The organism is Ruegeria sp. YTSC004 (assembly GCF_059609805.1).
On record NZ_JBXWMJ010000002.1, the window covers coordinates 264314 to 279140 of the forward strand.

17 protein-coding genes are annotated in these 14827 nt (G+C 57.4%); 9 read left to right on the top strand and 8 right to left on the bottom strand.

The features are described 5' to 3' along the window. The first annotated feature begins 34 nt into the window (after window positions 1–34). The 4 genes from purL to grxD all read left to right on the top strand — a co-directional run bounded on the left by purL (window position 35) and on the right by grxD (window position 3439). Window positions 35–2194, top strand: a complete 2160-nt coding sequence (gene purL, locus AC2FFP_RS05010; protein ID WP_496781338.1) for a phosphoribosylformylglycinamidine synthase subunit PurL — start codon at window positions 35–37, stop codon at window positions 2192–2194. Between the two features lie 136 nt (window positions 2195–2330). Next, window positions 2331–2567 carry a BolA/IbaG family iron-sulfur metabolism protein gene (locus AC2FFP_RS05015; RefSeq protein WP_170412908.1) on the top strand — a complete coding sequence of 79 codons (237 nt, stop codon included), beginning with the start codon at window positions 2331–2333 and terminating at the stop codon, window positions 2565–2567. A 232-nt stretch (window positions 2568–2799) separates the two neighbouring features. Beyond that, window positions 2800–3090 carry a hypothetical protein gene (locus AC2FFP_RS05020; protein WP_496776729.1) on the top strand — a complete coding sequence of 97 codons (291 nt, stop codon included), beginning with the start codon at window positions 2800–2802 and terminating at the stop codon, window positions 3088–3090. Next, the gene (gene grxD / locus AC2FFP_RS05025; protein ID WP_496765098.1) at window positions 3077–3439 is read left to right on the top strand and encodes a Grx4 family monothiol glutaredoxin; all 363 of its coding nucleotides are present in this window, start codon (window positions 3077–3079) and stop codon (window positions 3437–3439) included. The genes AC2FFP_RS05020 and grxD overlap by 14 nt, the downstream gene beginning before the upstream one ends. Here grxD and AC2FFP_RS05030 read toward each other — a convergent pair whose 3' ends face one another. From AC2FFP_RS05030 to AC2FFP_RS05040, 3 genes are read right to left on the bottom strand one after another with little or no spacing between them, the layout of a single operon-like run. Next, a complete protein-coding gene (locus tag AC2FFP_RS05030) occupies window positions 3440–3790 on the bottom strand; it encodes an MliC family protein (protein ID WP_496765100.1) in 351 nt (116 codons plus the stop codon). Next, a complete protein-coding gene (locus AC2FFP_RS05035; protein WP_496739919.1) occupies window positions 3787–4182 on the bottom strand; it encodes a cell division protein ZapA in 396 nt (131 codons plus the stop codon). The genes AC2FFP_RS05030 and AC2FFP_RS05035 overlap by 4 nt, the downstream gene beginning before the upstream one ends. After that, window positions 4182–4979 carry a hypothetical protein gene (locus tag AC2FFP_RS05040; RefSeq protein WP_496765102.1) on the bottom strand — a complete coding sequence of 266 codons (798 nt, stop codon included), beginning with the start codon at window positions 4977–4979 and terminating at the stop codon, window positions 4182–4184. Before AC2FFP_RS05040 ends, AC2FFP_RS05035 begins: the two co-directional genes overlap by 1 nt. Before the next feature lie 234 nt (window positions 4980–5213). Between AC2FFP_RS05040 and tkt the strand changes: the two genes are divergently transcribed. Further along, entirely contained in the window at window positions 5214–7238 is a 2025-nt protein-coding gene (tkt, locus tag AC2FFP_RS05045) for a transketolase (protein WP_496765105.1), read from the top strand. Window positions 7239–7289: 51 nt separating this feature from the next. Here tkt and AC2FFP_RS05050 read toward each other — a convergent pair whose 3' ends face one another. Both AC2FFP_RS05050 and AC2FFP_RS05055 read right to left on the bottom strand, forming a co-directional pair. After that, a complete protein-coding gene (locus tag AC2FFP_RS05050) occupies window positions 7290–7643 on the bottom strand; it encodes a hypothetical protein (RefSeq protein ID WP_496843903.1) in 354 nt (117 codons plus the stop codon). 75 nt (window positions 7644–7718) lie between these two features. Beyond that, window positions 7719–8690, bottom strand: coding sequence for a DUF808 domain-containing protein (locus tag AC2FFP_RS05055; RefSeq protein ID WP_496739915.1), 972 nt, complete (start codon window positions 8688–8690; stop codon window positions 7719–7721). Between the two features lie 181 nt (window positions 8691–8871). On the opposite strand from AC2FFP_RS05055, the gene gap (AC2FFP_RS05060) reads away from it, so the two are divergent. The 3 genes from gap (AC2FFP_RS05060) to gap (AC2FFP_RS05070) all read left to right on the top strand — a co-directional run bounded on the left by gap (AC2FFP_RS05060) (window position 8872) and on the right by gap (AC2FFP_RS05070) (window position 11175). Then, window positions 8872–9873, top strand: coding sequence for a type I glyceraldehyde-3-phosphate dehydrogenase (gene gap, locus AC2FFP_RS05060; protein ID WP_496722660.1), 1002 nt, complete (start codon window positions 8872–8874; stop codon window positions 9871–9873). A gap of 71 nt (window positions 9874–9944) precedes the next feature. Further along, the gene (locus AC2FFP_RS05065) at window positions 9945–10088 is read left to right on the top strand and encodes a hypothetical protein (protein ID WP_282151119.1); all 144 of its coding nucleotides are present in this window, start codon (window positions 9945–9947) and stop codon (window positions 10086–10088) included. A gap of 82 nt (window positions 10089–10170) precedes the next feature. Further along, complete coding sequence (gap, locus tag AC2FFP_RS05070) at window positions 10171–11175, top strand: type I glyceraldehyde-3-phosphate dehydrogenase (protein ID WP_496880781.1); 1005 nt, start codon at window positions 10171–10173, stop codon at window positions 11173–11175. Here the strand turns inward: gap (AC2FFP_RS05070) and coaD are convergent. The 3 genes from coaD to AC2FFP_RS05085 form a co-directional block, all read right to left on the bottom strand. Beyond that, complete coding sequence (gene coaD / locus AC2FFP_RS05075) at window positions 11167–11658, bottom strand: pantetheine-phosphate adenylyltransferase (RefSeq protein WP_170412872.1); 492 nt, start codon at window positions 11656–11658, stop codon at window positions 11167–11169. The two genes, gap (AC2FFP_RS05070) and coaD, sit on opposite strands and share 9 nt — an antisense overlap. An 85-nt stretch (window positions 11659–11743) precedes the next feature. Further along, window positions 11744–12181 carry a CBS domain-containing protein gene (locus AC2FFP_RS05080; protein WP_058271514.1) on the bottom strand — a complete coding sequence of 146 codons (438 nt, stop codon included), beginning with the start codon at window positions 12179–12181 and terminating at the stop codon, window positions 11744–11746. Between the two features lie 60 nt (window positions 12182–12241). Continuing rightward, window positions 12242–13144 carry a LysR family transcriptional regulator gene (locus AC2FFP_RS05085; RefSeq protein ID WP_496765141.1) on the bottom strand — a complete coding sequence of 301 codons (903 nt, stop codon included), beginning with the start codon at window positions 13142–13144 and terminating at the stop codon, window positions 12242–12244. Between the two features lie 104 nt (window positions 13145–13248). Here AC2FFP_RS05085 and AC2FFP_RS05090 point away from each other — a divergent pair, with 104 nt between their 5' ends. After that, entirely contained in the window at window positions 13249–14748 is a 1500-nt protein-coding gene (locus AC2FFP_RS05090) for a CoA-acylating methylmalonate-semialdehyde dehydrogenase (RefSeq protein WP_108858716.1), read from the top strand. Window positions 14749–14827 lie beyond the last annotated feature (79 nt).

Sequence of the window (14827 nt, forward strand, 5' to 3'; positions counted from 1 at the left end):
CGGCAATCCCGGCCAACCTGGACAAGGACAAACGATGCAAGAGCCCGCCATCACCCCGGATCTGATTGCCGCACACGGGCTGAAGCCCGACGAATACGATATGATCCTCGAAATCATCGGGCGCGAGCCGACATTTACCGAACTCGGCATCTTTTCGGCCATGTGGAACGAACATTGTTCCTACAAATCGTCCAAGAAATGGCTGCGCACCTTGCCCACCTCCGGGCCTCAGGTGATCTGCGGACCGGGCGAAAACGCAGGTGTGGTCGATATTGGCGACGGGCAGGCAGTGGTGTTCAAGATGGAAAGCCACAACCACCCTTCATACATCGAACCCTATCAGGGCGCGGCCACAGGCGTTGGCGGCATCTTGCGTGACGTCTTTACCATGGGCGCGCGGCCTATCGCATCCATGAACGCGCTATCCTTTGGTGAGCCCGGCCACCACAAAACCCGCCAACTGGTCAATGGTGTGGTCGAAGGCATCGGCGGCTACGGCAACTGTTTCGGAGTACCATGTGTTGGCGGTGAAGTTCGTTTCCACCCAGCGTATAACGGCAACTGTCTTGTAAACGCCTTTGCCGCCGGATTGGCCGACAGCGACAAGATTTTCTACTCGGCAGCCTCCGGCGTTGGTATGCCCGTCGTCTATCTGGGTGCAAAAACTGGCCGCGATGGCGTTGGCGGTGCAACCATGGCCTCGGCCGAGTTCGATGACACCATCGAAGAAAAGCGCCCCACTGTTCAAGTTGGCGACCCGTTCACTGAAAAGCGCCTGATGGAGGCGACGCTGGAGCTGATGCAGACGGGTGCCGTGATCTCGATCCAGGATATGGGGGCGGCTGGTCTGACCTGTTCTGCCGTTGAGATGGGCGACAAGGGCGGTCTGGGTGTGCGTCTGGATCTGGAAAACGTTCCCCAGCGCGAAGAGGATATGACAGCCTATGAGATGATGCTGTCTGAATCTCAGGAACGCATGCTGATGGTCCTCAAGCCCGAGCTTGAAGCCGAAGCCCGCGCCGTGTTCGAAAAATGGGACCTGGACTTCGCCATCGTCGGCGAAACCATCGCCGAAGACCGCTTCCTGATCCTTCACAACGGCGAAGTCAAAGCCGATCTGGTCCTGTCCAAGCTGTCCTCGACGGCGCCGGAATACGACCGCCCGTGGGAGGCTACGCCGGAAGCCGAAGAACTGGCTGAAGTCCCGCAAATCGACCCGATCGACGGTCTGCGCGCCTTGCTCGCTTCTCCAAACTATGCAGGCAAGCAGTGGGTTTATGAGCAGTACGACACCATGGTCATGGCCGACACCGCCCGAACCCCAGGTCTGGGCGCAGGCATGGTCCGCGTGCACGGCACTGACAAGGCACTTGCCTTCACCAGCGACGTAACCCCACGCTATGTCCGCGCCAACCCTGTTGAGGGCGGCAAGCAGGCTGTGGCCGAGGCCTACCGCAACCTGACCGCCGTTGGAGCCAACCCATTGGCGACCACCGATAACCTGAACTTCGGCAACCCCGAAAAGCCCGAGATCATGGGCCAGTTCGTCGGCGCGATCCAGGGCATCGGCGAAGCCGTAGCCGCGCTGGATATGCCGATCGTGTCGGGCAACGTCTCACTGTACAACGAAACCGATGGCCAGGCGATCCTGCCGACCCCGACCATTGGCGCAGTAGGTTTGCTGAACCACACGGACGAGATCATCGGCAACGAGGTTCGCGAGGGCCATGTCGCGCTAGTCATCGGCGAGACAAACGGCCATCTTGGCCAATCCGCCCTGCTGGCCGAAGTGTTCAACCGCGAAGACGGCGACGCGCCGCATGTTGATCTGGATGCCGAAAAACGCAACGGCGAGTTCATCCGGGCCAACCGCGAGATGATCAAGGCCTGCACCGATCTGGGTGACGGTGGCCTGGCGCTAGCAGCCTTTGAGCTGGCGGAATCCGCAGGCGTCGGCGTTCACCTCGATGAAGCCTCGACCGAGTTCCTGTTCGGCGAGGATCAGGCCCGTTATCTGGTCGCGTGCAACTTTGATCAGGCCGAGGCGCTGATGATCGCTGCTGGTCAGGCAGGCGTTCCTCTGGTGTCCGTAGGTCGGTTCACTGGCGATAGCATTCGGGTTGGCAACTCTGAGGCCGCGTTAGAGGATCTGGCTACCACGTTCCGCACCAGCTTTGCTGAGGCCGTCGCATAACACCGAAGCAATCTTTGCAAAATGAAACCTGCGCCTGCCCCGGCGCAGGTTTTGTCGTTTCAGGTTCCCTATCCTCCTCTTGCACGCCCCGTCCGGGCGCTCTACATCTTGAGAAAGACCTTCAGGAGAAACCTACATGCCGATGAGCGCCCACGAAATCGAAGCCCTACTGCGTGAAACCTTTCCGGATGCGGAAATTCAGGTTGGCGGCAGCGATGGCGTGCATATGTCCGCAATGGTCGTGGACGAAAGCTTTCGCGGGAAAAACCGGGTGCAACAACAGCGCGCAGTCTATGCCGCCCTGAAGGGCAAGATGGACGGCTCGGACGGAGAGCTGCACGCTCTGGCGCTCACGACGAAAGTGCCTGAATGACGTTTACTGCTTGGGTATATACTGTTTCCGGGGTGTTTACGTTCATCGGAATTGTACTCATCATCAAATCGACGTTTGGCAAAACGCGCTATTCAACCAAACGTGGAACAACACCCAATCAGAACGCTACACTGGTTGCGTCAAGCTTTAACGGACTAAATGGGGATCAAGGACAAGCTGGGCTAATACCTAGAGACCCTCATGAATACGCCAAAGCCATGGCTCCAAAAAAATGACCGGCTGGCTCTTCTGGATAGGCGCACTCGCGACATTGATAGTTGCCGCGGCGCTTATCGAAGCCTATGTGAAGCGCAACAGAAAGCGTAAGCTGGCCGACATGCGCCCCGATCCGGACAAGATCAGCAAAGTCGGCGGCATTGAAAGATACGGGCTGGATCCGCTGGCTCTGGCACAGGCCGAGCATCGGCGACTTGAGGAAGAAGGATGGGGTCCCGACCCGTCACAAGATGAAACGACCGCCCCCGACGCGGGTGAAAAGGACAAGCAAGATGACCGACGTTAAGACTCAGATCGACGAAACCGTCAAAGCCAACGATGTGGTGCTCTACATGAAAGGCACCAAAGAGATGCCCCAATGTGGGTTCTCGTCCCGCGTGGCCGGCGTGCTGAATTACATGGGCGTTGAATATGCCGATGTTAATGTTCTGGCCGACGAAGACGTTCGTCAGGGCATCAAGGATTATTCTGACTGGCCAACAGTTCCACAGCTGTATGTCAAAGGTGAATTCGTCGGTGGCTGCGACATCATCACCGAGATGACCCTGTCGGGCGAATTGGACACTTTGTTTGACGAAAACGGTGTCGAATTCAACAAGGAAGCTGCTGACAAAATTCGCGAAGCAAACGCCTGATCAGCGACTGTTGCAATTCTCCAAAACAACCTGCTCACTGGCGGCCCCTCCGGTCGCCAGAAAGCTGACTGTCGCATCCCACCCTTTTGATCGCAGGATATACGACCCGGTCTCTCCTACGGTTTCATAGCGAATACCCGATCCGCTGGGCACTTGCTGCAGGGCAACCAATTGGTTGTCCACCATCATCGCCGCCGCACCAGACCCATCAGCCGCATTGAAATACGCAACCTGCAATTCAACGCCATTCTGGCAGGTGAAGGTAACCGGTAGGATATCTATTTCCGCCCAGGCCAAGCCCCCCGGTAGACCAATCAGACCGGTCAACGCTACCGTTTTCAACACATTCATTTTGCCGTTTTCTCCTCAACCACCGAGGCCAGGGCTTCGGCGCGTGCGGCCAGTTCGGCCAGTGTGTCCGTGACCGAAGGCGGGACGACGGCCACTTCAATTCTTTCAGGCTCGGGCTCAGGTCGGTTGCGCAGGCTTTGCAATTCGGCTTCAACTTCGGCCAACTTGGACTCTGCCCGTTTGAGCTTGTCATCTGTAGCGGCGGTCTTGTCGGCCAGCATCAGCCCGGCCATCAACAGCATGCGTGCTTCGGGCATCCGACCGATCTGATCAGACAAAACCTGCGCTTCGTCATCCAGCATTTTCGCCGCAGATTGCAGAAATGGCTCTTCACCGTCCTGGCAGGAAACGTCAAAACCACGGCCACCGATATGAATGGTCAATTCGGGCATTACTCTACCTCCCCCTCAGCCAGCTTTGCCTGCGACAGCAACGGTTCCAGCCGGGCCAGTACCGCCTGAGCTTCGGCAGCGTCCGTCGCCTGCGCAGCCTTCGTCGCCTCAAGCTCGGCCACAGTCGCGCGGTTCAACAGCTCGGCATCGGCCAGACCGTCCTTGCTGGCCGCCCGCAACTCATCAACCGAGTTGCGCAGTTGTTCGTTCGCCTTGCGCATACGTTGAAGATCATCATCCAAACGCGACATGGCCGCGCCGTGGCTGGCACGTTCCGCACGCAGCATCTCAAGCTCTGCGCTTAACTCCGCAACACGCTCGCTGTCGGCCAATTCGGACCGCAACTTTCTATTCTCATCTTCAAGCGACTGCGTTTTGCTCACAACCGATTTAAGTTCATCGTTTTCTGTCTTGAGAACAACCAGTTCGTCCTGGTTTTCCAATGCAGCCTTAGCCTCTGCCAACTCGGCCCTGGCCGCTTCGACCGCCGCCAATTTGGCGGTGGCCTCTGACAGCTGCTGACGCAACGCGCCGTTTTCAGGATCTTCGGCTGGCGTTGCTTTCAGCGCATCCATGTCGGCGCGCATCGCGTCGACTTCTTTCTCGTGCCGTTCCTTGAGGGATTTCAGCCGCTCTTCCAGCTGCGCATTGGCGACGCGCTCGTCTTCCAATGCCGTGTGTAGAGCGGTGTCGTCACCGCCACTTGCAGGCACCGCGTCACGCAGGGCGTCGACCCCGGTTCCGATCCTCTCCATCGCGGCAACGATACGGCGCTGTAATTCTTCGATCTGGCTCATGCCCCTGCCACCTCTTTACCAAGGTTCACTTTTTCGCGGCCCATCCGAATCAATACAGGCCGGGTATTGGCCTAGTCTAACCGAATGAAACGGAAAATACCCACTGTTTGCTTTCAATCACTTGGACAGCATTCTTGAACCACGAATGCGACGCCACCCTCGGTTCCACTTGCACTTTGGGGGGTGGATGGTATTGAGCGCCCCATCTGCCTGTAATCCAAAGGAACAACGCCCGTGGACCTGACTGCGCTGCGCAATGCCAATCCTGAACACTGGAACAAGGCTGCGGCTATCCGCACCCTGACCCTTGACGCCGTCGCTGCCGCCAATTCCGGCCATTCCGGTATGCCGATGGGCATGGCCGACGTTGCGACCGTGCTGTTTGAAAAGCATCTGAAATTCGACGCCTCGGCCCCGAACTGGCCCGATCGTGATCGGTTCATCCTGTCTGCAGGTCACGGTTCGATGCTGGTCTATTCTCTGCTGTATCTCACCGGTCATGCGGACGTGACGCTGGACGAGATCAAGAACTTCCGCCAGCTGGGTGCGAAAACTGCAGGCCACCCGGAAAACTTCCTGGTGGACGGGATTGAAACCACGACCGGACCACTGGGTCAGGGCATTTCCAACGCAGTTGGTTTCGCCATGGCCGAAGAAATTCAGCGCGCCCATTACGGTAAAAAGGTTGTCGACCACTATACTTACGTCATCGCGGGTGACGGCTGCCTGATGGAAGGCGTCAGCCAGGAAGCCATCACTCTGGCTGGCCGTCATGAGCTCAGCAAACTGATTGTTTTCTGGGACAACAACAACATCACCATCGACGGCACCGTGGATATTGCCGATCGCACCGATCAAGTGCGCCGTTTCAAGGCTTCGGGCTGGAACGTGATTGAAATCGATGGTCATGATCCGATCGCGATTGATGCGGCCATTGTGCAAGCCAAATCATCGAACAAACCATCCATGATCGCCTGCGAAAGCCATATTGCGCTTGGTCACGCCGCACAAGATACTTCCAAAGGTCACGGCGCACTGACCGATCAGGATCAGCTGAAAGCCGCCAAAAACGGCTATGGTTGGCCCCATGATGCCTTTGTGGTCCCTACTGACGTCAAATCGGCTTGGGAGGCCATCGGTGCCCGTGGCGCGGCTGAACGCGCCGAATGGGAAGAGCGTTTCGCGCAGATTTCCGAACGCAAACAGGCCGAATTCAACCGCGCCTATGCGTTTGATGCACCTAAGAAACTGGCCGGTGCCATCCGTGCGTTCAAAAAGCAGATGTCGGAAGATCAGCCGAAACTCGCCACCCGCGCGTCTTCGGAAAAGGTTCTGAACGTCGTGAACCCGATCATGCCCGAGACCGTTGGCGGTTCGGCCGACTTGACCGGGTCGAACAACACCAAATCTGCGGATATGGGCGTATTCCTGCCGGAAAACCGCAAGGGTCGCTATATTCACTATGGTATCCGTGAGCACGGAATGGCCGCAGCGATGAACGGTATGGCGCTGCACGGTGGTATCCGCCCATATGGCGGCACGTTCATGGCGTTCACCGACTATGCCCGCCCCTCTATGCGTTTGGCCGCTTTGATGAAGGTGCCGACGGTCTTCGTGATGACCCATGACTCGATTGGTCTGGGCGAAGACGGCCCGACCCACCAGCCGGTCGAGCATTTGGCAATCTCGCGCGCAACGCCGAACACTTATGTGTTCCGTCCTGCTGATGTGGTCGAGACGGCTGAGGCCTGGGAGTTGGCTCTGACCTTCAAGAATAGCCCGTCCGTTCTGTCGCTGACCCGTCAGGGCGTGCCGACGGTTCGCAAAGAACACAAGACCAAGAACCTGACCGCACAGGGCGCGTATGTTCTGGCCGACGCGGACAGCAAACGTCAGGCCATCCTGATCGCCACCGGGTCCGAAGTATCGCTGGCGATGGAAGCCAAAGCGATGCTTGAGGCTGAAGGCATTGGCACCCGCGTCGTCTCAATGCCCTCGATGGAGCTGTTCGCCGAGCAGGATGAAGCCTATCGAAAGCGCGTCCTGCCAGGTGGACCCGTCCGCGTTGGTATTGAGGCCGCCGTTCGCGCCGGTGGCTGGGATCGCTGGTTGCTGGGTGAACGTGGTCGCGAAGCCAAAGCCGGTTTCATCGGCATGTCCAGCTTCGGTGCGTCGGCCCCAGCCGGTGAACTGTACAAGCATTTCGGCATCACCGCCGAGGCGACAGTGGCCAAGGTCAAGGAACTGCTGGGTCAATAAACGCTCGGCTCATCAGCCAGATACAAAAAGGGCGGCTTTGGCCGCCCTTTCCTATTTTGGCTGCTTTAGCTCGGCCTTCAACGCCGTATAGGCCCGTTTCGCATAACCCAACCGCAACTCATACCGTTCTGCTGGCACAATCCTATCGGGCACGTTCAGCCCTGCAGCAGACAAAACCTGCCTAACATGCGTTCCATATAGCGGAATGAATTGCGCCGACTGGCCGCTGAGCAGGTTAAACAATCGCCCCCCTGCCCACTTGGCGCGTCGGGCCGCAGTCTCCGCCGTGTCGATCCGGAAATACAGTACCTGGTAAAGCCTGAGCGGTTCAAACGGTATTTGTTCCGCACCAAGGTTCATGGCCGACAAGGCCGCCGCTTTGCGTTTGGCTGCCCGTCCCTTCAATTGTATGCGAACCCAACTCTGGACCGGTCTAAAAGTCGGTAAATGGCTCAGGTCTCTCATTTCAGGATTATGAATTTAATGCGCATCAGTCTTCTTTGAAAACATCCCGATCATCGGCCCGACCACCTTTGTCGCCACCGGGATCAGAACAAATCCCCATGCCAGACCGAACACACCGTCCATCGTTGCCTTGGATACCCATTCAACAACGCCGGTCCACTGCTCAGACACGGAATGACCAATGGCATAGGCCCAGTCGTGGATGTGGTGTCCCAGCCACCCAAAGCCCAGAACCTCCATCCCGTGAATGATGATGGAACCGCCGACCCACAACATCGCGGCGGTGCCGACTATGGACAGGATTTTCATGACAACCGGCATGGCTTTGACCAACCCGCGCCCAAGCCCTCGCCCAATCGGTGTCGGTGCGTTTTGCGCGAGGTACAGCCCGACATCGTCCATCTTCACGATCAGGGCAACTGACCCGTAGACCGCCACGGTGACACCGATCCCCACAACCGCCAAGGTCGCGGCCTGCATCCACAGGTTTGGGGCCTCAATCGCGGCCAGCGCAATCGTCATGATTTCAGCCGAAAGGATAAAATCTGTCTTGATCGCGCCTTTGACCTTTTGCTCTTCCAGATGGCCGGGGTCGCGAATGGCCATATCTTCGTCGATAACGTGACTGCCATGAGGGAATAGGACATGAAATATCTTCTCGGCCCCTTCGAAACACAAATAAGAGCCGCCGATCATCAACAAAGGCGTAATCAACCACGGTGCAAAGTTCGCCAGCAGTAAGGCAACCGGCAGCAGCAGGATGATCTTGTTAAAGATAGATCCGCGCGCGATACGCCAGATGATCGGCAATTCCCGCGCCGGGGCGAATCCCTGAACGTATTTCGGGGTCACGGCGGCATCGTCAATGATAACGCCTGCGGTCTTCGCCCCTGCCTTCCCGGCAGCCGCGACCACATCATCCACAGACGATGCCGCTACCTTTGCAATACCCGCTACATCATCCAACAGGGCCAACAGACCGCTCATGGTGTTTCCTTTCAATTCACCTGCCGCACCCGGAGCCTACCCGATCCGACGGCTAGCGCAAGCGTTAGCGCAACCGGCATAGGTTTGCGCTAACACGTTAAAAATATGTCACTTTTGGTCTTTTGAGAAAGCGCTTTGACCGCTATATGGCGTCCAACGCAAGCGCATTTGGAGACAGCACATGACCATCAAGGTCGGTATCAATGGTTTTGGCCGCATTGGCCGCTGCACGTTGTCGCATATCGCGGCATCCGCCCGCAACGACATCGAAGTGATCAAGGTCAACGCAACCGGCCCGCTGGAAACCACAGCGCACCTGCTAAAGTATGACAGTGTCCACGGACGTTTCCCCCGCGATGTCGCAATCGACGGAAAAACCATGGATCTGGGCCGCGGCCCGATGGAGATGTTCTCGACCTATGACATGAATGAACTGGACTGGGATGGCTGCGATGTCGTTCTGGAATGCACCGGTAAATTCAATGACGGTCTGAAAGCCAAAACGCACCTAGATCGTGGTGCGCAAAAGGTCCTGCTGTCAGCCCCCGGCAAGAACGTCGATAAGACCATCGTGTATGGTGTAAACCACAACAGCCTTGTGACCGATGATAAAATGGTCTCGAACGGTTCGTGCACCACGAACTGCCTTGCTCCGCTTGCCAAGGTACTGGACGAGGGCATCGGCATCGAGAACGGCATCATGACCACGATCCATGCTTATACCGGCGACCAGCCGACCCTGGACCGCCGTCACAGCGATTTGTACCGCGCCCGTGCTGCCGCGATGTCGATGATCCCGACCTCAACAGGTGCCGCGAAAGCACTGGGCGAGGTTCTGCCCAACCTGAAAGGTCGCCTGGATGGTTCGGCCATTCGTGTTCCGACCCCGAATGTTTCTGCGGTTGATCTGACATTCCGCGCCGCACGTGATGTAACGGTAGAAGAAGTGAACGCCATCGTACGCGAGGCCTCGCAGGGTTCGATGCAGCGCGTTCTGGGCTATGAGCCCGCTCCGCTGGTTTCGACCGATTTCAACAACACCGAAGAAAGCTCGATCTTCGCACCCGATCAGACCCGCGTGGTCGGCGACCGCATGGTCCGCGTTCTGGCATGGTACGACAACGAATGGGCGTTCTCGGTCCGCATGGCAGACGTTGCAGTTGCCATGGGTCGCCTTAACTAAGGTTGCTTTGAAATCTTGAACCTTTTCGCCCGCTCAGGTTAACTGGGCGGGCGTTTTCGTCCGGGGCTAGCATGACAAATCAAATCGCCATTTGGCTTGCCCTGCTCATTCTGGGCTTGTTCGTTATCAGCTATGCCCTCTTTGGAACCGAACAATTCGTGTTCCTTGGCAAGAAACTCTACTTCTTTCTGGACTGGCTCGCCTTCTGGCGTTGACTGAGGTTTTGCTTGACTTTTTCTCTGATCTGGCTTTGTTAGCGCTAACTTCATATTGGCCGCAATTCGCACGGAGCAGGACATGACACTCAAGCTGGCAATCAACGGATTTGGACGGATCGGACGCGGCGTGCTGCGGGCCGTCATAGAATCCGGGCGGACGGACGTTGAAATCGTTGCGATAAACGACTTGGCGAAGCCGGAATTGAACGCGCATTTGTTCGAATTCGACAGCGTCCATGGCCGGTACGGCAAACCGGTCACTTTAACCGAGGCAGGCCTGGACGTTGGAAACGGTCCGATCCGCCTGAGCAGCGAACGCGAGCCGGAAAAACTGGATTGGTCCGATGTGGACGTCGTTCTGGAATGCACTGGCGTATTCCGCACACGCGAAGCTGCATCCCGCCATTTCACGAACGGATCGAAGAAGGTTTTGATCTCGGCCCCAGCCCGCGGCGATGGCGCGGTAAAAACGATTGTGTTCGGCGTCAACGATCACGAGCTGACGGCTGAAGATAACGTGGTGTCCAACGCGTCTTGCACGACCAATTGCTTGTCACCGGTTGCCGCAGCACTGGATGCAGGGCTTGGCATTGTGCATGGCAACATGACCACGGTTCACGCCTACACAGCCAGCCAACCCGTCCACGACACTGCCGGGAAAGACCCATACCTGTCCCGCGCGGCAGCATTGTCGATGATTCCGACCACAACAGGCGCGGCCTCTGCCGTTGGCCTCGTCTTGCCGCAATTGGCCGGAAAACTGACAGGTCAGGCTATTCGTGTCCCAACCCCGAACGTGTCCGTGGTTGATCTGGTCGCCGAAGTCTCGCGCCCGACAACGGAAGAAGAAGTCAACGCGCTGTTTACCGAAGCCGCAGCCAGAATCCCCGGAGTTCTGGCGGCAGAGAACCGCCCGTTGGTCTCGGTGGATTTTAACCACGACCCACACAGTTCGACCGTTTCATTGCCGGAAACCAAGGTGACCGACGGCACACTGGTGCGTGTGCTGGCGTGGTATGACAACGAATGGGGTTTTTCGAACCGGATGCTAGACACCGCCGCGGCGATGGGAGCCCTATCCTAAACGGTCACGCAGCGCAGCATTGACGCGGGGCGTGACGAATTTCGACACGTCCCCGTCCAACCGGGCGATTTCCTTAACCAACTTGGAGGCAATGGCCTGATGCCGCGCCTCGGCCATCAGGAAGACCGTCTCGATCGAGTCGTCCAATGCCCGGTTCATTCCGACCATCTGGAATTCATACTCAAAATCCGCAACCGCCCGCAGCCCGCGGACAATGATCTGCGCCCCAACATCGCGGGCGCAGTCGATCAGCAGGTTTTCAAAGGGATGCGCAACGATTTCAGTTCCCGTTTGCTCAGTCAGATGGGCGCATTCCGCCTCGATCATCGCAACGCGTTCCTCAAGTGAGAACAATGGGCCCTTGTCGCGGTTGATCGCGACGCCAATGACGAGCTTGTCCACCAAAGCAGCCGCACGGCGAATGATATCGATATGACCCAGGGTGATTGGATCGAATGTTCCGGGATATAATCCAACCCTCATCGTGGCCTCCTGCGCAATAAACTTTCTGCGCTAGCAAACATAACTTCGCCGCAGGTGCAAGAGGCAGCTATGGGGATCAAGGGCGTCAATGCCCCATGATCATGCCTTGCAGCGCGTCTTTTTCCATAGCCAGTTCCGCCAGCTGCGCCTTAACCACGTCGCCCAGCGTCACGATCCCCACCAGCTTGCCGTCTTCAACAACGGGCATGTGGCGAAAGCGCCCTTCGGTCATGCGCGTCATGATATCCTGAACCGTGTCCTGCTGAGTGGCTGTCACAAGGTTACGGGTCATATAGGCGCTGACTGGCTGCGCCAGGCAACCACTGCCGCTTGCGGCCAACTCCCTTACGATGTCCCGCTCGGAAAGGATGCCAGATGCCGTTTCGCCGCCATCTTCTGATACAACAACCGTCCCGATCCGTTTTTCGGCTAGGATTTTCGAGGCGTCAGCCACAGTGATTGTCGGGCTGACTGTCTCGACCCCTCCGGTGGCCTTGGATTTCAGAATGGCCTGAACGAGCATAAGCGTAACCTCCGAAATAATGTCCTGTTTTCCAAAGCGTTGCCGGAATGCTTAAACCTGTCAAGGTGACACTTGAGCCTCAAGCCGCTCAACCTCTTCCCGAATACCCTGAGACAAGGCCTGCGCAAACCGGTTCAACCTTTCATTCCGCTGATCGCCCTGATGTCGCACCAGGTGAAAACTCCGGGTCAAACTCACCTGATCCGTCAGGATTTTCTGCAGGTTGGGATGAAACGGCAAGGTGAAGTCATGCGCAACACAAACCCCCGTTCCAAGCGTGGCCTGCCGCAGCTGAACCGACACCGAATTCGATGCAAGCGCGACACGGTCAACACCGATATCCACTAGATAATCCAGCTCGCGGTCAAAGATCATATCCGGAATGTAGCCAATCATGCGATGGCCACTCAGGTCTTGGACCGTGCGGATTGCCGGGTAAGAGGCCAGATAGTCGCGCGTCGCAACAAGGTGCAGTTTGTAATCGGTGATTTTCTGGACCAGAAGGCTCCCAGCTGTTGGTGCACTGACGGTCACCGCCATATCAGCCTCGCGCCGGGACAGGTTGATCACGCGCGGCAGGGCCAGAATCTGAATATCCAGATCGGGGTTTGCATCGCTGATTTTCGCGCAGACCTGCGGCAAAAGATAGTTGGCCGACCCGTCTGGCGCGCCAATCCGTATTTGTCCGCTGAGCGTTTTTGACGTTCCCGCCATTGCACCCGCCGCCGCGCGCATCGCCTCTTCTGCTTTTTGCCCGTGTTCCATTAGGCGCTCACCCGCAGCGGTCAAAAGGTAGCCTTGCTGCGACTTGGTAAACAGGGGGGCTTCCAATGAGGCTTCTAACCGAGCAATCCGCCGCCCGACGGTGGCAGGGTCGATCTTCAGCTGACGCCCGGCAGCCGAAAGGCTTTCTTCTCGCGCGACGGCCAGAAAGACCCGCATATCATCCCAGTTCGGTGTCACGCCCTGCCCTTTGCATTTTTGCAAAACCTCTTTGGGACATTGCCTCTGTTCAAGCAATTTATGCAAGCCTATTGTGCGCACAAATGCATCGGAGGAGATCTGCAATGACCGAGCTGTCCCATTTCATCAACGGCGAGAATGTCGCCGGAACCTCAGGACGATTTGACGACGTCTTTAACCCTGCCACTGGAGAGGTTCAGTACAAGTGCCCGATGGCAAGTGCTGCTGAAACCACAGCCGCAATCGAAAGCGCAGCCGCCGCGCAGCTGACCTGGGGGGCAACCAACCCGCAGAAACGCGCACGTGTCATGATGGCAATGGTTCACCTGATGAATCGCGACATGGACAAGCTGGCCGAAGCGCTGAGCCGCGAGCATGGCAAAACTATCCCTGACGCAAAAGGCGATCTGCAGCGCGGTCTGGAAGTGATCGAATACTGCATCGCCGCGCCTCAGATGCTGAAAGGTGAATTCACCGACAGCGCAGGTCCGGGCATTGACATGTATTCGATGCGTCAGCCGCTGGGTGTTGTTGCTTCGATCATGCCGTTCAATTTCCCGGCCATGATGCCGCTGTGGCACGTGGGTCCTGCACTGGCCTGCGGCAACGCCGTGGTTCTGAAACCGTCTGAGCGTGACCCCTCGGTACCGCTGATGCTGGCTGAACTGTTCGTCGAAGCCGGCCTGCCCAAGGGCGTCTTCCAGGTCGTCAACGGCGACAAAGAGGCCGTGGACACTCTGCTGGACAGCGATACCATTCAGGGCGTGTCCTTTGTTGGCTCGACCCCGATCGCGCAATACATCTATTCCCGCGCAACCGCGAACGGTAAGCGCGCGCAGTGTTTCGGCGGCGCCAAGAACCACATGATCGTCATGCCTGACGCGGATTTGGATCAGGCTGCCGACGCTCTGGTCGGTGCCGGGTTTGGCGCGGCGGGCGAACGCTGCATGGCCATCTCGGTTGCTGTGCCAGTTGGCGAAGAAACCGCTGACGCTCTGATCGAAAAACTGATCCCGCGCGTCGAAAAGCTGAAGGTCGGACCTTACACCGCCGGTGATGACGTCGACATGGGCCCAGTTGTAACCGGCGCTGCCAAAGAGCGTATTCTTGGTCTGATCAATTCGGGTGTGGAACAAGGCGCGAAGCTGGTTGTTGATAACCGCGACTTCAGCTTGCAGGGCTATGAGGACGGATTCTTTGTCGGCCCACACCTGTTCGATAATGTGACGCCTGAGATGGACATCTACAAGCAAGAGATTTTTGGCCCGGTTCTGTCGACCGTGCGCGCAGGCTCTTATGAAGAAGCTCTGAAACTGGCGATGGACCATGAGTATGGCAATGGCACCGCGATCTTTACGCGCGATGGCGACACTGCGCGCGACTTTGCCAGCCGTGTGAATATCGGCATGGTCGGTATCAACGTTCCGATCCCGGTTCCGCTGGCCTACCACACCTTTGGCGGCTGGAAGAAATCCATGTTTGGTGACCTGAACCAGCACGGTCCGGACAGCTTCAAGTTCTACACCCGCACGAAAACCGTTACGGCCCGTTGGCCGTCGGGCATCAAAGAAGGTGGCGAGTTCAACTTCAAAGCGATGGACTGATTTTTAGCGTCAAATTGACCAAAGGCCGCCTCAATGGGCGGCCTTTTTCGTTCCTCGTCAAGGTATCAGTTGTTTAGGA